The organism is Pseudoalteromonas sp. McH1-42 (assembly GCF_022347845.1).
GTDB classification, from domain to species: Bacteria; Pseudomonadota; Gammaproteobacteria; order Enterobacterales; family Alteromonadaceae; genus Pseudoalteromonas; species Pseudoalteromonas rubra_D.
Genome location: NZ_JAKRFU010000005.1, coordinates 159,490 through 178,240 on the forward strand (window position 1 = coordinate 159,490; position 18,751 = coordinate 178,240).

Annotated in this window: 19 protein-coding genes; 13 read left to right on the forward strand and 6 right to left on the reverse strand. The window is 47.7% G+C overall.

The features are described from left to right. The first annotated feature begins 95 nt into the window (after positions 1–95). Positions 96–2,171, forward strand: coding sequence for a beta-propeller domain-containing protein (locus tag MHN31_RS05915; protein ID WP_239443728.1), 2,076 nt, complete (start codon positions 96–98; stop codon positions 2,169–2,171). Between the two features lie 56 nt (positions 2,172–2,227). Here MHN31_RS05915 and MHN31_RS05920 read toward each other — a convergent pair whose 3' ends face one another. From MHN31_RS05920 to MHN31_RS05935, 4 genes are all read right to left on the reverse strand, one after another. Further along, positions 2,228–2,749: a GNAT family N-acetyltransferase gene (locus MHN31_RS05920; RefSeq protein WP_239443729.1), complete on the reverse strand. Its 522-nt coding sequence runs from the start codon at positions 2,747–2,749 to the stop codon at positions 2,228–2,230. Positions 2,750–2,774: 25 nt separating this feature from the next. Continuing rightward, positions 2,775–3,506 carry a 5-oxoprolinase subunit PxpA gene (locus MHN31_RS05925; RefSeq protein WP_239443730.1) on the reverse strand — a complete coding sequence of 244 codons (732 nt, stop codon included), beginning with the start codon at positions 3,504–3,506 and terminating at the stop codon, positions 2,775–2,777. Between the two features lie 121 nt (positions 3,507–3,627). Then, positions 3,628–4,425, reverse strand: coding sequence for a DUF1445 domain-containing protein (locus tag MHN31_RS05930; RefSeq protein WP_125562638.1), 798 nt, complete (start codon positions 4,423–4,425; stop codon positions 3,628–3,630). Positions 4,426–4,490: 65 nt separating this feature from the next. Then, positions 4,491–6,275 (reverse strand): glycoside hydrolase family 3 protein, encoded by a 1,785-nt coding sequence (locus tag MHN31_RS05935; protein ID WP_239443731.1) that lies wholly within the window; start codon positions 6,273–6,275, stop codon positions 4,491–4,493. A gap of 180 nt (positions 6,276–6,455) precedes the next feature. Here MHN31_RS05935 and MHN31_RS05940 point away from each other — a divergent pair, with 180 nt between their 5' ends. After that, positions 6,456–6,806, forward strand: coding sequence for a VOC family protein (locus MHN31_RS05940; protein ID WP_239443732.1), 351 nt, complete (start codon positions 6,456–6,458; stop codon positions 6,804–6,806). Between the two features lie 3 nt (positions 6,807–6,809). Here MHN31_RS05940 and MHN31_RS05945 read toward each other — a convergent pair whose 3' ends face one another. After that, complete coding sequence (locus tag MHN31_RS05945) at positions 6,810–7,541, reverse strand: MBL fold metallo-hydrolase (protein ID WP_239443733.1); 732 nt, start codon at positions 7,539–7,541, stop codon at positions 6,810–6,812. Continuing rightward, positions 7,538–8,143 carry a chemotaxis protein gene (locus MHN31_RS05950; RefSeq protein ID WP_125562646.1) on the reverse strand — a complete coding sequence of 202 codons (606 nt, stop codon included), beginning with the start codon at positions 8,141–8,143 and terminating at the stop codon, positions 7,538–7,540. Before MHN31_RS05950 ends, MHN31_RS05945 begins: the two co-directional genes overlap by 4 nt. 218 nt (positions 8,144–8,361) lie before the next feature. On the opposite strand from MHN31_RS05950, the gene MHN31_RS05955 reads away from it, so the two are divergent. The 11 genes from MHN31_RS05955 (at position 8,362) to MHN31_RS06005 (ending at position 18,732) form a co-directional block, all read left to right on the forward strand. Beyond that, positions 8,362–10,617 carry an EAL domain-containing protein gene (locus MHN31_RS05955; protein ID WP_239443734.1) on the forward strand — a complete coding sequence of 752 codons (2,256 nt, stop codon included), beginning with the start codon at positions 8,362–8,364 and terminating at the stop codon, positions 10,615–10,617. 90 nt (positions 10,618–10,707) lie between these two features. Continuing rightward, positions 10,708–11,382 (forward strand): thermostable hemolysin, encoded by a 675-nt coding sequence (locus tag MHN31_RS05960; RefSeq protein ID WP_239443735.1) that lies wholly within the window; start codon positions 10,708–10,710, stop codon positions 11,380–11,382. Beyond that, the gene (locus MHN31_RS05965; protein WP_239443736.1) at positions 11,375–12,832 is read left to right on the forward strand and encodes an AMP-binding protein; all 1,458 of its coding nucleotides are present in this window, start codon (positions 11,375–11,377) and stop codon (positions 12,830–12,832) included. Before MHN31_RS05960 ends, MHN31_RS05965 begins: the two co-directional genes overlap by 8 nt. Positions 12,833–12,861: 29 nt before the next feature. Then, positions 12,862–13,542 carry an iron-containing redox enzyme family protein gene (locus MHN31_RS05970; protein ID WP_239443737.1) on the forward strand — a complete coding sequence of 227 codons (681 nt, stop codon included), beginning with the start codon at positions 12,862–12,864 and terminating at the stop codon, positions 13,540–13,542. Next, positions 13,542–14,357, forward strand: coding sequence for an SDR family oxidoreductase (locus MHN31_RS05975; protein ID WP_239443738.1), 816 nt, complete (start codon positions 13,542–13,544; stop codon positions 14,355–14,357). Before MHN31_RS05970 ends, MHN31_RS05975 begins: the two co-directional genes overlap by 1 nt. Beyond that, positions 14,354–15,007 carry a hypothetical protein gene (locus tag MHN31_RS05980; protein ID WP_125562658.1) on the forward strand — a complete coding sequence of 218 codons (654 nt, stop codon included), beginning with the start codon at positions 14,354–14,356 and terminating at the stop codon, positions 15,005–15,007. The genes MHN31_RS05975 and MHN31_RS05980 overlap by 4 nt, the downstream gene beginning before the upstream one ends. After that, a complete protein-coding gene (locus MHN31_RS05985; protein WP_125562660.1) occupies positions 15,004–15,660 on the forward strand; it encodes a response regulator in 657 nt (218 codons plus the stop codon). The genes MHN31_RS05980 and MHN31_RS05985 overlap by 4 nt, the downstream gene beginning before the upstream one ends. Further along, on the forward strand, positions 15,661–16,974 hold the full coding sequence (locus MHN31_RS05990) for an ATP-binding protein (protein WP_239443739.1): 1,314 nt from the start codon (positions 15,661–15,663) through the stop codon (positions 16,972–16,974). It begins immediately after the preceding gene. Between the two features lie 25 nt (positions 16,975–16,999). After that, on the forward strand, positions 17,000–17,305 hold the full coding sequence (locus MHN31_RS05995; protein ID WP_228553412.1) for a cupredoxin domain-containing protein: 306 nt from the start codon (positions 17,000–17,002) through the stop codon (positions 17,303–17,305). Continuing rightward, positions 17,295–18,023: an iron transporter gene (locus MHN31_RS06000; RefSeq protein WP_239443740.1), complete on the forward strand. Its 729-nt coding sequence runs from the start codon at positions 17,295–17,297 to the stop codon at positions 18,021–18,023. Before MHN31_RS05995 ends, MHN31_RS06000 begins: the two co-directional genes overlap by 11 nt. A gap of 19 nt (positions 18,024–18,042) precedes the next feature. Next, positions 18,043–18,732: a hypothetical protein gene (locus tag MHN31_RS06005; protein WP_138538487.1), complete on the forward strand. Its 690-nt coding sequence runs from the start codon at positions 18,043–18,045 to the stop codon at positions 18,730–18,732. Positions 18,733–18,751 lie beyond the last annotated feature (19 nt).

Consider the following 18,751-nt stretch of genomic DNA (forward strand, 5'->3'; position numbering starts at 1 on the left):
GTTACATTAAATAACATTTCAAACCGCAGTAGTAACAGCAACTCTTTGGCATTCGAGTAAGGTTATGTACATACTTAATCCCAAGGAGACAGCCAATGTTAAATTCTACCCAGCAAAAGTTTTGTGCTGCTGCGCTTACTTTAGCGCTGCTCAGCGCATGTGGCGGAGGGAGTGACAGCAATACTTCCACCCCGGATCCAGGTAATGGTGGTATACAACCCCCCGACAAAGTACCTGATTTGTCTACCGGCGAGGCCAGCGCCAAAAAGTTGCGCAAGGCAAATGCGTCAGACTTTGCAACTTACCTTAAAAATGGTGTTTACCTGGTTCAAGGTACGACAGCACACCAGGATAGCGATGAGGTGGCCGATTCGCCAGTTGCGGATGCTGCAACACCTGAGTATTCGTCCACTAATGTTCAGGAGCAAGCGGTTGATGAAAGCGACAGAGTTAAATATGACGGTGCACATTTGTATATTGCAAACACAGCAGATTTTCAGGCCGCTGAAGGAGAGCACAAACAGTCTGTGCGGATCTTAAAACGCGAAGAAAGTGGTGAGTTGGGGTCATCCAATACTTTGGTGACCAGTACAGATTATTACGCAAGGCAGCAACTATACCTACAAGAGGGTAGTCTAGCCGTAGTGCTTAGTAATGACAAATTCGGTTTTTTCATTGAGCCTGCTGTAGCATCAGATGTCGTGGACACATCCATGCCCTATTTATACTCGCGTGATTTTGCTCTCACGTTGGCTGATGTCAAAGATCCTTCGCAGGGAAATATCACGCACCAGCTCCGCTTCGACGGCGAATTGATTGATTCTCGTGTTATTGGTGATTCACTCTATTTGATCAGTGAGTTTTCTGCGAGTTTTGACGGATTTGCGCAAGATGGCGAGGATCTGGAATTAGCGAATTATCAAAAAATCACCGAGACAGATATCGCTGAGTTATTGCCTAAAGTGACGGATCTTAAAACTGGTACTGAGCGACCTCTGGTCGACCCGGCGACCTGCTATATGCCAGATGAAGCATCAGAGCTGAATGGTTATCACCGCATTACATCTGTGACTCGTGTGTCACTGAGCGATCCGGGTTCGCTAACGACAACTTGTATCGCCAGTCGCACTGAGGGGATCTATATGTCTCAGAACAATGTGTATCTCTACGGCTATTATTATGAGTCTGAAGAAGTCACATTTAATGACTCGATACAGACAGTGATCCACCAGTTTAACCTGGCAGAAGATGCTGTAAATTATGCTGCTTCGGGCAAAGTGGCTGGGCGCTTAGGTAGTAGTAATCGTAACCTGAGATTCAGTGAGCATGAAGGAGTCTTGCGCGTGGTGACGTCACGCTTTACGGAAGAAAATGGCAGACTGCACAGGCTCTATCTGCTGGAAAATACAGGTGACGACCTGACTGTGATCAGCCAGCTACCAAATGAAACACGCACTACGCCCATCGGAAAAGTGTCTGAAAATGGTCTGGTTGAAGAAGATATCTATGCAGTGCGTTTTTTCGGTGACAAAGCTTACATCGTAACCTTTCGTCAGATTGATCCTTTATATGTGCTGGATTTAGCAAACAAAAATGACCCTAAAATCACGGGCGCATTAGAAATACCTGGCTATTCTGCATACCTCCATCCGGTGTCGGAAGACTTACTCATCGGCATCGGCCAAAATGTTCAGGACTGGTTTTTGGACGGGCCTTTGGAAGTTGATGATGAAGTTGGGGCCAAAGTAAGCTTGTTCGATGTGAGCGACATTAGCGCGCCGTCACTGGTTGATGAAAAAGTGTTTAGTGGCGGGTTTAGCCCGGTTGAATTCGACTATCACGCTTTTAGTTACTTAAAACACAGTGATCAGGTATTCAGAATGACTTTACCTGTGGAAAGCTGGCTTACAGAGAATGACAGTGACAACACTGTAAACTGGTATAAGCGTAACGAACTGGCCGCATTTGAAGTACATACAGGCGAAACGCCTAAGCTACAGTATATGGGCAGTAGTGTGCCGCAGCAGCAACCCGACGTTGAAGTATCTCCGTATATCTGGGCAGGTGATGACCGGGGTGTCCTGCATGGCGATCATATTTACTATGTGCACGGCAATTTTGTTTGGTCTAGCTTGTGGCAAACACCACAAATCGCCACCGGACCATTCTAACGTGATCGATAAAAACGATGCAGCCGGTTTACTTTAGGCCGGCTGCATTGTTGTATTTAGCGTGTTGCAATTAAGCCCAGCTTTTGGTCGTTACACCATTGCCCGCCGATAATGTAGTTGTCTTTAAGTGTACCTTCATGCTCAAACCCCAGACCGGTTAGTAAGTTAAATGATGCCTCATTGCCTTCGGTGACGGTTGCTGTCAGTTTGTGATAGCCGCATTGATTAAAGGCAAAATCGATAATGGCGCTGGTCGACTCTTTTGCATACCCCTTACCTTGATGCTCAGGGGCAAGCATAAACCCAAGCTCAGCCTGCTGATAGGGTGTCCAGTTGGATAAGAAGCCATGAAGTCCTGCGGGATTGCCGGTTTCTCGCTCTTCAATCACTAATGTAAGCCACTCCCCGTTCTCTTTGCGCCAGTTGATGAGTCGACGGTCAAATTGCGCGCGGACTTCATTTTGCTCAGGCAAGTCGCGAATAAAGCGCATTACTTGAGGGAGCTGATGAAGGCGCAAAAAAAATGGCCAGTCAGAAGGCGTTAATGGCCGCAGTAGCAGGCGGGAAGTGTCAATCATAGTGAAATCCTTTTATTGTTCGATGTTATTGGGTTTGGAGTAATTTTCTGATAGTGACGATTTGATTAATGCTGTCCATGTTGTCGCCGTGCACACAGAGGGTGTCTGCTTTGAGTGGCAAAGCCTGACCACTTGATGTGGTTACTGTGCCATGGGCCAGCAGTTGCTTTACCTGTGCCAGTACGTTTGCCTCGTCGTGGACCGCATTGGGTAGAGTTCGCGGGCTAAGTTGCCCTTGATCTGTGTAAAGTCTGTCAGCAAAGGCTTCAAATAGTAACTCTACGCCAAATTGCTCCGCAAGGCGTGTATGATGCGCTTGCTCAGCCGTTGCCAGCAGCATTAGTTTGAGCTTAGCAGGGTACTCGGAGAGCGTTTGGAGCACCTGAAGAAGCGTCGCTTCGTCGCGCATCATGTCGTTATACAAGGCGCCGTGAGGTTTTACATAGCTTAAAGTCATCCCCTGCACTCGCGCCATTCCCTCCAGCGCCGCAATTTGGTAATGCAGTGTGTTACGCAGTTCGGTGTCACTCAGGGTCATCGAGCGACGTCCGAACCCTTGCAGATCGGGATAACCTGGGTGGGCACCAATACCGACATGATGTGCTTTGGCCAGTGCGAGTGTGTTTGCCATTACAGTCGGGTCGCCTGCATGGAAGCCGCAGGCAATATTGGCCAGATCAATGTGCGGCATAACATGGCTGTCCAGTCCCATTTTCCAGGCACCGTAGCTTTCGCCCAGATCGCAATTTAGCAGCATAGAATACTCTTATTTTGGGTTTTTCCAGACCTTAGCATGGATTGCGACGTCAGGGTTAGGGCTTCACGTCCAATCAAGTTCACGTCTTCTGATCATAGTTACAAAACCAGGCTGGAGTGTGTCAGCTGATGACCAGGTTTAAATCGGCTTTGTCCGTAACCAACAGATGTTGTGGGCTATTGATAATACACAGCTCAGGGGCTGCCCGGGTAATTGCAAGGTGAGCTGTGAGACTGGTTGTCCAGAAGACGGGAAGTTTATCGTTGGCTATGGGAAGCGGTTCACCAAAATTTGGTTTATTCAGGTTGTTAATGCCGATGTCGCTTGCTTCACCGAAGTGCAGAGGGATGCCATGTGGTACCCGGCTGACTGAACCCGCCTGAATGGCTTTGATCAACTCTGGTTTACTCATTGGGCGCATGCAGACTACTTTATTGCCACTAAATGGCCCCACCTGGTTACTCTCTATATTGCTGATATACATAGGTAAGGAGTGCGTTGGGTTGGCCAGTGGACTGGAGATACCGAAGGAGTTGAGCACATTGTCAAAGGCGAGGTAACTGGCCAGTGCAAAAGTGACCAGGTCGTCTCGCCATAGCTGTTTGATATCTGAGACTTCCTCAGTAAGCTGGCCGTGCTTTAGGATCCGATAGCGCGGAATATCAGTACGAATATCAATGTCCTGACCTAACTGGTCGAGATGATAACACCCTGGTGAAATACTGCTTGCTAACAAAGGGCAGCAGTCAGCGTTGTGATGACAGTAAGTCATAAATTCAAACGCATAGGCTTCAGGCAGGATCAGAACATTACACTGGGCGAAGCCGGGAACAAAGCCGTTAGTTGGGCCGGAATAGTCCCCGGCCCGGATCATAGCGCGAATAGCGTTAGGTGCAGTGAGTGATGCCTTTGGGTCCATACATGTCCTCATCAGGTAACAGGCTGATTCAACAACATCTCACTAAATATTATAGGCAGCTAAGATTAATCTGCCTGTTTGTCTATGGTAACGGGGAGTGTTCCTTTGGCTTTTTCATGACCTAAGATGACTTTGGCAAGCGCGGTATACGCCGGTCCGCTGACTTCACTGGCGGTTTCAACGTCAACATTATAGGCATAACTTGCCAGTACAGCCTGGCTGTAAGGGGCAAACCGGGTGATTTCATAGGGGGCACGCAAACTGATGAACACGCTTGGTTTGTGCTGAGATTGAGCAAACCGCAATAAACCTTGTAATGCATCAGGCTGGGCCTTGGCTGCCAGAGAAAACTGCGACAGTGTAGCCAGGTCTTCCATTCCACCAATTTCTACTGCGCTTTGCGCGGGCGTGGCATGACCGGCAATGACGAAGTCTGCATTTTTTATATCTGCTTCTGCCCGGGCAGGGTCGAATCCTTGTAAACTGGACAGAGTAATCGTGAGCGGATGAGTTGCATGAGCTAACAAGGCTTGTTTCAGAGCCGTTGCTTTTTGTTTGTCCGGCATAATCACATGAATTCGCTGATTTGCTCGGGGAGCCAGTGGTAACAGCTGGTTATTCTTCACTTGTGTTATGGCCGCCAGTGCCAGCTCAGCCTCCAGTTTACGATGCTGTGGATTCCCCAGTACAGACTGAGCTATAGCCGAGGACAGCTGACGCTTTGGCGCTAAAAAGCGGGCTTTGAGCGTTTGTATTCTCAGGTTAGATGTCCTTAGTTCAGAGATGCTCAGTTGCGCTGTGGCTTGTTGATAAAGCGCATCCATAAATTGTCTGAATGCGCTGATATCCTCTGTGCTGCGTATCGCAAAAGGCATCAGGGCGATGTCTACACCCGCAGCAAAGGTCTCTATGACGGCCTGCTCGGGCTCGAAAAAGTCACTGATCCCGGCCATATCCAGTGCATCTGTGATGGTGACACCCTGATAGCCCAACTCTTCTCTTAATAGGTCATGCATAATTTTGCGTGACATCGTCGCCGGGCGCAGCATTTTTTCATTACGTTTGTTGAGTATTTCTGTACTATCCAGCGCTGGGTACTGGATGTGCGCCGTCATTATCATACCCGGTGCGTGGTGTTTGATGATGCTGGCAAACGGCGCAATGTCTTGCTGCTGTATCTGTTCCAGGCGATGATTTACGCGGGGTAAGCCGGTGTGACTGTCGACATTGGTATCACCATGCCCCGGAAAATGCTTGATGGCAGATATCACCCCCTGTTGCTCGAATGCTTTGACTTGTGCGGCACCCAGTTTTGCCACTATGTGTGGATCTTCGCCAAATGACCTGACATTAATGACCGGGTTATCCGGATTGGCGTTGACATCAACGGTTGGCGCAAAATTGACATTGATCCCAAGCACGGACAGCTCTTTACCTATGACTGACGCAACCTCCTGCGCATAGCGTGTACCATGCTGAGCGTAGCTGGCTCCTATGCTCATGTTGCCAGTGAAGGAGGTGGCCTCAGCACGATTAATTCTGGCAACCCGACCACCTTCCTGATCAATGGCGATAAAGGGAGGTTGTTCTGTTGCATGGTGGATCTGCTGCGTCAGTGCGACTATTTGTTCAATTTCCCGTACATTTTCGGCAAACAGGATCACGCCGCCAATCTGATAGTCATGCAGTATCTGCTTGAGCTCCGGTGGCAGGGTAGTCATTGGCTCCCGACATTTTGCCCCTTTGCCTTGTTGACAAAAGTATCGTAAATCGAGCATTAATTTTTGGCCGATCAGGGTACGTAATTCAGGTGCCGATTGAGCACTATGGCTTGGTGCTGTGAGGGTCATGAGCAAACCTATTAAGAGTATGCGAAACAAGATATTCATCATCAATATGCTAATTTATCTGGCACTCTATCACGCCTCAGCGCTAATATGGAGCCGATTCAGTTCAATATGTTATCGGTTTTTATCAGGTGTAGGTGAACGCACATTGAATGCCGAGACAATAATAAAAAAGGAAGGACGATGAAACACCATACGCTTAACTATGTAGAGTTTGCTGCTTCTGATTTACCGGCGACGCAGGCATTTTTCGAATCGGTTTTTGGTTGGCAATTTCAGTCATACGGTCCGCAGTACGTTGCGTTTAGTGAGTCTGGGCTGGAGGGAGGCTTTTTCCAAAGCGATGTCTCAGCCAGCCAGGCGCAAGGTGCCCCGCTACTGGTATTGTACAGTGATGATTTAGTACAGACACAGCAAGCCATAGAGCAGGCTGGTGCTACCATCAATAAAGCGATATTTAGCTTCCCCGGTGGCAGGCGATTTCATTTTATTGAGCCCAGTGGCAATGAATTGGCGGTGTGGAGTGATAAGTAAGCCTTAACTGGCTATGCCCACGTCCAGTTTTGCAAACCACTCAAGAAATTCAGCGACCGCTTCGCCTTTGAACAAGCGACCATGCTGAGGTGCCATAATGTCGATGTCGAGCTCTTTCACGCGGGCTACCCAGTTTGCTTTAGCGCGATTGGATGGCATCCAGCGACGATGGAAATACTCCATATGTTTAACGTGAGCCGCAAAATCATCCACAAATATTGGTGCGTTGGTTTTTTCCAGCGCCGCACCTACATCACCACTCATCAGTATTTTTGCCAGTGGGTCATACACATGAAAATTACCTGATGAATGCAGATAGTGTGCCGGGACGAGTTTCAGGCTGATGTCATTCAGACGGATTTCGCCGCCTTCGTCTTTGATCCCCTGGTATTTGATATTGCTCATACCAAAGTGGCGGATAAACCCTTCCCACAGCCAGGGCGCATGCAGTGTGGCATCTGGCAGGGCTTTATCCCAAAGTCCCAGCGAGGATATGATGTCGGGATCCTGATGTGAGGCGAATAAGGTGGTAAGCTCTTCCAGCTCAATATGTTGCAAGATGGCAGCCAACATGGGTGAAAAGAGCTCTGTGCCTCCCGGGTCAAGCAGTACCGCTTGCCCTGTGCCTTTCACCAGATACTGGTTAGTATCAATGATCTTTTCTGGTTTGCCTTCGTCACGACCAAACATCAACCAGGAGTGGCTCGGAGCCTGATGGAGTTGTGTTGCTTTCAATGCAGGGCGCCTCTTAGAGTATGGATTTCGTTTAAGTTTACAGTGACTGACTGCTTAATTGTTTTGGCTGCACTGGCAATAAAATCAGAGACCGACTGTAGACTGTCGCTAAATTCTCCGGCGTTTGATGCCTCAACCCGGCTGGTCACGGCAATGTATTCCGCACTGCGCATTTGCTTGTTGATCTCTTCAAAAAAGCTCTCCAGATCCTGTAAAGCGATTTCCAGTTTTTTGGTCTGGTATTGCCGCTCTTGTTTTGCTTTATGTTGCAAAGCAACAACTTGAGATGTGGAGACGAGCATTGCTGCATTATTAACATGCATATCGAACTGGGTGCTTCGGACTGCCTCGAGCGCAATTTTGAACAGCTGATTAGATAGCGTGGAGATATGCGTAGTGGTCTTGATGGTTTGTTCCGAAAACTCATCAATGAAGTTTGTAATGGGTTTAAAGCCAGAGGCCGAATCACCTGCTCTCAGCGCGACCACGCGGGCATTCTTGGCGGTAAGAGAGAGGTTTTTAGCTTCGGCCAAAATCGCGTCAAGATTTGCAATGATACGCGCAACGCGAATGAAGCTGTCTACTATATTGTCGTCGCTCAATGCGAAACTCCACTGTCTACGGGCTGCTTTCAAGACACTAGAATAAAAATCGCCGAAATTCCAGAAATCAGCATAATTGAGCGTTTAGTTTTTGTCTTTGCCAAAACATTAAACTCTATCATTAACAAAGGCTTCAAAAACTTCAGTTGCAGTACCAAAGTCTTGTTATTGCGACTACGCTTGATAAGAGCTGTGTTTAATAGATGACCGGAGTCTGAGTGAAAACCTCTGCCTTGCAATATTTTGTAAGCCTGTGTTTGTCTGTTGTGGGATGGCAGGCGAGCGCTGCGCCTCACAGTACTTCAGTGCTTGCGTCTTCAGCTGGTGGTACAACTAGCCCGATGATTCTGGCGCTAGTCGTCGGCGGCCTGATGGCGGCAATGGCTGGCACCGTGATTTGGTGGTTGAATCGTCGATCGGACCAGAGCCGCCATAATGGTCATGATGAAGCACACCACTTTTACCTCGAAGCATTTCAGGCCAGCTCCGGCTTTGAATTTGTGTTTAGCTCTGATGCCAGTCTGATTTGTATGAGTGACGGGCTGACAACCGCGCTTGCTAAAAGTCACAAAGCGCTATTTGCCTATAACCTGCATGAATTGCTGGAACCAGATAGCTGGGCACGGCTGGCAGCCTGGCTGGAGGAACCAAAACCCGGTCAGGTGATTAAAATGACCCTGGTGAGCGCGCACAGTGAGCGTGTCACAGGACTTTTTGAGTTACAAAGCTCTGAGCACCGCAATTTGCACCTTGCCCGGTACTTGCACCTTTCGCCTCATCTGGGTCAGGCAGATACAGACAGCGAACTGCTGGCAGTGACGCTTAGCTCCATTGGTGATGGTGTAATATGTTGCGATATTGATAGCCGGGTGATTTTTATGAATCCGGTTGCTGAGGCGGTACTTGCCTTACTTACCGAAGAAGTAAAAGGTAAGCCCATTACTGAGGTGATGCCTTTATATCATGAAGGGAGTGAAGGACCCATCGAAGATCAAATGGCCGTGTGTATGCGCAGTCAGCAAACGGTTAGCCTGCCGGATTCTACCTGCTTTCGAAATCACCTTGGGCTGGAGTTTGCCATTGATGATTCCTGTTCCCCGGTATACAACAATTCGGGCAAAGTCATTGGTGCCGTGATGATTTTTCAGGATGTGACTGAGTCAAGGGCACTCAAGCGCAAAATGAACCACCTGGCCCACCATGATGCACTGACGGGGTTGCCTAATCGTTTGCTGCTTCAAGATAGGCTTATCCAGGCGTGTAAACGGGCGTTGCGTAATCGCCATCAGTTTGCGGTTGTGTTTATGGATCTGAATAAATTTAAGAAAATCAATGACTCTTTGGGACATGATTTTGGCGATTTACTCCTGAAACACATTGCACAAAGGTTAACGGATTCTGTTCGGGCATGTGATACCGTGTCCCGGATGGGCGGTGATGAATTTGTATTGTTACTGGATGCCATTGAAGATAAACGTCATGTACGAAGCGTGATTAAAAAAGTGCTTGATGGCGTGTGTGGTCAGTATGAGATCAAAGGCGTTGAAGTACAGGCTGCGCTGAGTGCCGGCGTTGCGCTGTATCCTGACGACGGCGATAACGCTGAATTGCTGATGAAACGTGCTGACAGTGCTATGTATCGGGCAAAAAGGTCGGGTAAAGGCGGGATGCAGTTTTACTGTTCTAAATTGGATGATGAAGCTGAGCAAAATCAGGCTCTGGAGCAGGCTATTTTAGACGCTTTAGCGACAGATAAGTTTGTACCGTATTTTCAGCCCGTTGTCTGCGCATCAGATGGTCGGCTTGTGCAGGTGGAGATGTTGGCGCGGTGGCATAAAGAAGGCACGCTGGTCGAAGCAAATCGATTTATCAATGAAGTGAGCGAAGTCGGTTGCCTGATGGCATTGCAATCTAAACTCTGGGAGCAAGCATTTAAGCACTTTGCCAGTTGGCAAGCAACAATCCCTGAGCTCAGGCTGAGTATCAATGTGTCTGTGAAAACACTGCAACAGGACGAGGCATTGAGCGAACTGAACAGGCGCCTGATTGAACATCAATTGCAACCCTGGCAAATCGAAATTGAAATAATGGAGCAGCAACTCACATTGCTGGGTACGGAGGCCAATAACGTGATAAACCATTGGCAGCAGGCTGGCTTTACAATTGCCATCGATGATTTTGATGCCAGCCACACGAGTATTGGACAGTTACATGAGTTAAAAATCGACGCCTTGAAGCTGGATCCGGGATTACTATCTAGACTGGCCGACGAGGAGTCGCAGAGTTTAATAAAATCTGTATTAGTGATGGCAAAAAATATCAATGTTACTTGTTGTGCTGAGGGAGTTGAGTCAGCTGAGCAGGTAAAGGTATTGTCCGAGATGGGCTGCACCCTAATGCAAGGTTACCATGTTGGCCGGCCTGTCAGTGCTGAGCAGTTGACTGACTATCTGGCCAAGCTAAACGTACATTAATTCGAGCATACATCGACCATTTTCAATCCTTAAGGTTGTCTTAATTTTCTAAATTTAACCTGCACCTAAGTTAACATTACGGAGCAGCGTATGACAGCCCTCGTTCAAAATCTCGGAACCGAATTTGCCCCCCTGCAATTGAGCTGGGCTGAGCAAAACTCCTCTTTACGAGCAGCGTTAGAAAGCGATATTCATACAGGTTTTCGTAAAGCATTTGATGCGCAGATCAAACATTTTTACCCCCTATTGAGTGAGTTTCGGCTGACATGCGGTCATTGCTGTTTGGGGTTGAGGCTTGCTGGCAAACATGAGTTGTTTGTCGAGCAGTACTTGCGACAAGATATTGAGCAGGCAATTCAGGCACATTCTGTTGGCCAAGAGTTCAAAGGTCAGCATATGCGCTTTGAGATAGCAGAGCTGGGCAATCTGGTCTCGACGAATCGTAAAGCGAGTTTGCTGCATTTTATCATTGTCACTCAGGCGCTCACGGCCTATGGCGTTCGTTACCTTACCTTTGCTGCCACCAGCCAGGTTAGAGCTTTGCTGTCTTTGCTAAAAGTGCCTGTACACGTGCTTGCAGATGCTGCGGACGATATCGCCGTTGCAGCGGACTATGGCTCTTACTATCAGCAGCAACCCAAAGTGTGTGTTGTGGCTTTATCAGATGCAAAGCTGCTTATTCGGGAAACAGCGCTTTTCAGACGTTATGCAGATCAGTACCGCAGTGAAACTGAATATTTGCTGGAGGGGCTACGTCATGCATAAGTTTTTAGATAAGACCCCACACAGCCAGCAACAGGTGATTCTTGAAGATGAACATGGCACATGGACAAAGCACTTGTTGCAGCAGGCGAGCAACGAACTAAGCGGTGTCTTTGCAGAGCTTGAAGGAGAGTGTGTTGCATTTCAAATGGATAACTCAGCTGCCTGGATTGCCGTTGATTTCGCTTTGAATGATAGCAACAAGATTGCTCTGCCATTGCCGTTATTCTTCACCCGGGCACAGTGTGAACATGCGTTGCTAGAATCTGGTGCCAGTTGGTTACTGAGCGAGACGTTGAATTCAGATCATGTCTTGAGTAAAACGATTAACGTATGTGGTCGCACTGTTTATGTCTACCAGCTAAGTAGCAAGCCAGCAGCATATTTTGCAGGCACTCGCAAGATCACGTTTACTTCAGGCTCGACAGGCACGCCGAAAGGTGTGTGCCTGTCGGACCTTACTATGCAGCAAGTTGCCAGTAGCCTGTGTGAACGATTGGTACTGGAGAACCCAAAGCACTTGTGTTTATTACCGCTGGCTGTGTTGTTGGAAAATGTGGCTGGTGTCTACGCTCCCCTTCTGAGTGGCGGGCAGGTGATTACGCCTTCGTTAAACACACTTGGCTATCTGGGAAGTCAGCTACAAGACCCAGAAAAGGTTTTGATGTGTATTAGCCAATTCGAGCCACACACTTTGATTCTGGTGCCGGAGTTGTTGCAGTTGCTCGTAGCGGCCTGCTCAGCTGGGTGGCAGGCTCCTGAGAGTTTAGTATTTATAGCAGTTGGCGGAGCGCGGGTCGATGAAAGCTTGCTCGTTAAGGCCAGGAATAGCGGTTTGCCAGTCTTTCAGGGGTATGGCTTATCCGAAGCTGGCTCCGTCGTTGCATTGAGTAAAGTTGCGCCACAATCGGAGGGCGTGGGAGACGTCCTCCCCCATCTTGAATACAAGATAGAGCAAGGCCAGCTTTTCCTCAGAGGGCCCCTGTACTTAGGGTATCTGAATGGACCTGAACATTCTCCTGAACATTGGCTGGCAACCGGTGACCTGGTCAGGCAAACAGAGAGTGGACTGGATATCTATGGGCGGCTTAAAAATCAACTTATTCTCAGCTCTGGGCGAAATGTTTCACCGGAGTGGCCAGAAGCGCTACTACTTAGTCAACCGGGAGTAGCTCAGGTTGTGGTTTATGGTGATGCGAAAACGCACCTTGTGGCCTTGATTTATGCTGCCTCTCAGCTCAGTGATGATCAACTGGAACAACACATCTCTTTAATAAACAGTCAACTACCTGACTACGCCAGGATCGGAACCTGGCACAGGTTGGCTCAACCCTTATCGACAAGTAATGAATTACTGACATCAAATGGTCGGCCGAAACGTGACGTGATCGCACGTTACTATCGCACTGAATTAACCGCGCTCTACTGCGATAACGCAGAGCTGCAGGCGTAACAGCCAAAGATGATATTGGAGAAAAGTACATGAGTAATTTTTATGAGACATTACAGAGCGCAACGCAAATTGAACGTGAATATTTACTGAGCGCTCCGATTTTTAAAGCGGTATTTGAAAGTGAGATCTGCATCGAGCAGTATGTTGGATTCCTGGAGCAGGCTTATCACCACGTTAAACACACTGTACCACTTTTGATGGCGTGCGGAGCTCAATTGAGCGACGATAAGGAGTGGTTACGAGAAGCTATTGCACACTATATCGAGGAGGAACTGGGTCATCAGGAGTGGATCTTAAATGATATTGCGGCATGTGGATTCGACAAAGAAGCCGTTCGTCATAGTAAGCCGGGGTTTGCAACAGAAATGATGGTGAGTTATGCCTACGACAGCATCCAGCGTATATCGCCATTGAGCTTTTTCGGGATGGTCAATGTGCTGGAAGGTACCTCAATCATGTTGGCTGATAAAGCTGCAACACAAATCCGCAACAAACTGGGGTTGCCTCAAAAAGCCTTTAGTTATTTGACTTCCCACGGTGCGTTGGACCTAGAACATATCGACTTCTTTGCAGGGTTAATGAATCGCATAGAGGATCCACAAGAACAGCAAATGATTATTCATGCTGCAAAGCGATTTTATTGCCTGTATGGCGCCATTTTTCACGCTATTGACACTCAGGTCGGGTCTTTCGTAAAGGAGGCAAGCTAATGACATCTCAAAAATTAGCGGTACTCACAGGCGCCACGGGTGGGCTGGGGCGAGTGTTTGCACACCGTCTGCTTAAAGATGGCTGGCGCTTGCTTTTGGTTGCACGTCAAAAAGCGCCATTACAGGCGATGGTCGCGCAACTTGGGCCGGAGCATCAGGCCATTGCTGTAGATCTGAATAATGCCGAAGGTGCCTGTCAAGTTGCTCATCAGGCAGCTCTAATGGGCAATGCCAGTCTGCTGGTTAACAATGCAGGTGTGAATCGGATGGTTGCCTTTGAAGATATGAGTCAGGCTGAATTAACACGGCAGCTACAGGTGAATTTGGTTTCACCTGCATGTTTGACGCACGCGATGCTAGATCAACTGGAGGCAAATCGAGGAACAGTGATAAACATTGGCTCAGCGTTGGGTGCCATTGGGTTTCCTTATCAGAGTGTTTATTGTGCCAGCAAGTTTGGATTACGTGGTTTCAGTGAGGCTTTGTCTCGAGAATTGGATGGACGAATTGCAGTGAAGTACTTGTCTCCACGCGTTGCGGATACCGCGATCAATGACGAGTCAGTACGTTTATTGAACAAAAAGCTTGGTAACAGAATGGATTGTCCTCAGGTTGTTGCGGATGAGTTTATGGCGTTGCTGAAGAGCAAAGCTAAACGCAAAGGGATTGGGTTTCCTGAGAAGTTTTTTGCCAGGCTCAATGGCTTTGTGCCTGAACTTGTGGATGGCAGTATTCTTAAACAGCGGTCGACTATCCGCGCGCATTTCGCGGCACAATCCGCAAAATTCTCTTCACGTTTGGAGGACTCTTTATGAAATCGACTTTTATCGCACTCGGTGCTTCTGTGGCTCTATTTTTCTGTGCTAAAAGCCACGCCGCGCTTGCAGACGACATAGCGCTGTTGCAACAGAGTTGGGCTAAAGTTAATTATGAGCTTAAAGATGATGCGCAGGAAAAAGCATTTAAAGCTCTGATCAAAGACAGTCAAAAGGTTGTGACAAGTTATCCGGATGATGCAGAAAGCCATATTTGGCATGGCATTATTCAGTCCAGTTATGCGGGCGCAAAAGGGGGGTTGGGAGCGCTGGGGCTGGCGAAGCAAGCTAAAGTCGAATTCGAACAAGCGATAGCGATTGACCGTGAGGCGCTGAGTGGTTCTGCACTGACTAGCCTGGGTACCCTATACAGTCAGGTGCCTGGGTGGCCGATAGGGTTTGGGGATGACAGCAAAGCACGTGAATTGTTTGAGCAGTCATTAGCAATTAATCCATACGGCTTGGATATCAATTACTTTTATGCCCAATTCCTATATGATGAGCGCGAATACAGCACTGCTCTGTTACACTTACAGAGGGCGCAAGCTGCGCCGAAACGTCCTGGCCGTGAAAACGCGGATCTATACCGTCAGGCAGAAGTGACCGAGCTATTAGCGCTCGTCGAGAAAAAGTTAAAGCGTAAAAAATGAGATTATTATTAGTTGAAGATGATGCCCTGCTTGCACAGGGTCTCGTCCAGTCACTGAAGAAAGAAGGGTATGCTGTCGAACATGTTGACAGCTGCGCTGGCGCATTGGCATCAATTGAAGTGGTGTTGCCCGAGTTAGTAGTGCTCGACTTGGGGTTGCCTGATGATGATGGTTTGAGTGTTCTTAAAGCACTCAAACAACATAAAGAGCAGGTAGGTGTATTGATCCTGACTGCCCGGGATGAATTAGACGATAAAGTGGCTGGGTTAGATCATGGTGCTGATGATTATCTTGCAAAGCCTTTTGAGCCACTAGAGTTATTTGCCAGATTAAGAGTTGTTGCCAGACGATTTGGAAAACAGCAGGACAGTCGTTTGAGTTGTGATCAGGTTACCCTTGACCTTGCTAGTCACCATGTTGAATTTGAACAACAAACCTTGCAGCTACCACGCAAGGAATACATGTTGCTAAAAGCTCTAATGGAAAACAAGGGACGGGTGTTGGCTAAGAGCCAGTTGGAAGACAAGTTGTATCATTGGGGCGAAGAACTTGGCTCAAATGCCATAGAAGTACATATTCATCATTTGCGCAAAAAACTACCAAGTGGGTTTATTAAAACGCTACGAGGTATCGGTTATGTAGTGGGTAGTTGAGTGTCGTTACACCCTGTTCATCGGCCTATTTCCATTAATCGCAAGCTAACTTTGATATTGGTCTCCTGTCTGATCCTGTCAACTTTCTGGGCGCTGTTGAGTGGCTATCAAGCCAGTATGGAAAAAGCAGAACAGCAACTTGATGAACAGCTTAGAGAAATGGCGACGTTACTCTTGGAAACAGAGCTCACACAGACAATTCCCACTCAGGAGATTTATTTTCAAATTTGGCAGCATGGCGTGCTGCTTGCTGCAAGCGAGCGGCTTAGTAATACTGAGTCTCGAGTTGACCTTTCATCAGGTTGGCAAACACAGAATATTGCTGCGATGCGACTACGTACTTATGTCATAGAGCGAAGAGAGCGTGTGGTATTGGTGGCCGAGCCCGTAAATAAACGTTTTTCTCTGGCTGAAAGTCTGGTGCTGTCGGCCATGATGCCGTTGGTGATCATCATGCCTATACTGGCTGTATTCATAGCTTGGTATATCTATCGTGCGCTCCGGCCTTTAACTCAATTATCATCAGAACTAAAGGTACGGCGAGCGGATGATTTTACTGCATTAAATACGTTTAGTCAGGATCGGGAGGTGGCCCCAGTGATAGCGATGATGAATGCGCTATTTGCTAAAGTTGAAGCTGCTTATTTACGGGAAAGATATTTTGCCTCTGATGCCGCACATGAGTTAAAAACGCCCATTGCAGCACTCAAAATTCATTTACATAATCTGGCAGGAGGTCTCACTGAAAGCAGTCTAAAGGGGATAACGCAAAGTGCAGAGCAGCTCAATCATATTGTTGAGCAGATGCTGACACTGGCGCGAACTGAACCTCAGGTATGGCGCAGGCAATTTGACCCTATTGATACAGAAGCCGTGACTCAGCAATTGGTGGCACAAATGTATGATAAAATTGCTGATAAAGCGCAGCTGATCAGTTTGCACTCTGAGCCGCATTCCATTTTGGGCTGTCAGTTCACCCTTTCAACTTTACTTGGTAATCTTTTGAGCAATGCCATCAAATATACACCCCCGCAAGGAGAGATCCGCATTGATATCACGCGCAATGCACACCAAGTTTTATGGCAAATACAAGATTCGGGTCCAGGCATGACTCAGGCCCAAATTGACCGTGTATTTGACCGTTTTTATCGGGTTGGAGGCGATTCACACCCAAGCGGAGAAAAGGGCGCAGGATTAGGGATGGCGATCGTAAGGCAGATCTGTGAGATTTACGATGCCACACTGACATTGTCAGACTCTGAATTAGGTGGTTTGAAGGTCTCTCTGGCGTTTAAAGGAGCACAAAATGAATAACACGCATTTGGCACTGGCACTGTGCATGGTGTGTGCTCCAACATTTGCATTGGAAACTCGTAGCATTGTGCTTAAAAACCACCTCTTTAGCCCTCAATCAATTGTTGTACCAGCAAGAAAAAAGATCCGCCTGGTAATTGAGAATCAAGACCCCGCAGCAGAGGAATTTGATAGTTTTGATCTTAATCGGGAGAAAGTACTATTTCCAGGCAGAAAAAGTGTCATCTACATCGGGCCGCTTGAACCAGGTGAGTATAGTTTCTTCGGTGAATTTGCTCCTAATACGGCGAGAGGCATAGTTATCGCGAAGGAGGATAGCAATGCTCCTTAATTCTGTGGTGATCACATTGAACCAATGTTTGCCTGTAGCCGTGGTTTGCGTACTGCTTTGTGCAACCGGGAAAAACGTTTTATCGGTAAAACAAGGCGCTTTGGGTACCTTACTAGGGGGCTTGGGTTGTATGGCCTTATTGATTCTGGCTGCAGATATTTCAGTGTGGTGGGATTATCGTGGGCTGGAGCTGATTCAGATTCTTATACTGATAACGTTATTTGTTGGTTTAGCAGGCCATTATATCTTTGATCTTGCTTGCGCCAGGGTGATGAGCCTGGCTGCTGCACTCACTTTATACTTAAGTAACTTCCTGACTTATTTTAATGGCTACTGGCAGATGGATGAAGCCTTTGCGTTAATGCTGGGTACTGTTTTGGGGGTCAGTATATGCGCCAGTTTCGCAGTATTGTTGTATTTTTCTTTACTCTGGGCGACGCGAAAAATGTTGTTACTGGTGACTGTGTTTGTCGCCTTACACAGCGCCAGTAAATTGGTATTCGCCAGTGATTTGGCTGCCCAGATCGATATCATCCCGGCTTATACAGCGTTGTTGGATATGCGAACTTGGGTGGATGAATACAGTGTTGGAGGTCGGATCCTGAAAGTACTATTTGGCTATGAAGCCACGCCAAGTTTGTGGTCGATATTGGCTTTGGCAGCGGGAGCGGGAGTTTTTTGGTTTGTTTATAACTGGAGGCAGGGCAGTGAAGCATAATATGATGCTAAAGGCCATTATGATTGGATGCCTTGCCGGGCTTGTGGTCAAGTCAGGCCATGTTAAGGCAGACGATATGGTCGTTGATAAAGTATATCACCCTTACGTGCTGCCTCTGGAACGTGAAGTCGAATGGCGTTTATTATCCCGACAAAATGATACTGGGAATGTACTGGCGCAGCGCCTGGGATTAGGCTGGAGTTTGACGGAAACCATGACTGTTGAAGGCTATGCAATTGGTGAACGAGATCCGGATGATAATTTCGATATGGCGGGATATGAAGCTGAGGTACGCTGGCAGCTTGTTGAACAAGGGCGATACTGGGCTGATTGGGGGCTGTTGTTTGAATATGAAAAACGTCATAAAGAATCGGCTTATGAAGCGACAGTAGGTCTTTTGTTTGAGAAAGAGTTTGGCCGTAACAGTCTGACACTTAATGCTTTTATTGCCAGAGAGTGGGGTAGTATGGTCAGTAATGGGTGGGAGGCCGAGTTCCGTGCTCAATATCGCTATCGTTGGATAAGTGCTTTTCAGCCGGCAATTGAAGTTTATACCGGAGAAGACTTTGTGGGAGTGGGGCCTGCTGTGATTGGGTTACACCGTTTTCAGGGTCAAAAACAGCTCAAGTGGGAAATTGGCTTTGTCACAGAATTGAGTCAGGTGAGCAAAGATCATAGCTTCAGGCTGGCATTAGAGTTTGAATTTTAAAATGGTGTGAGCAGGCTAT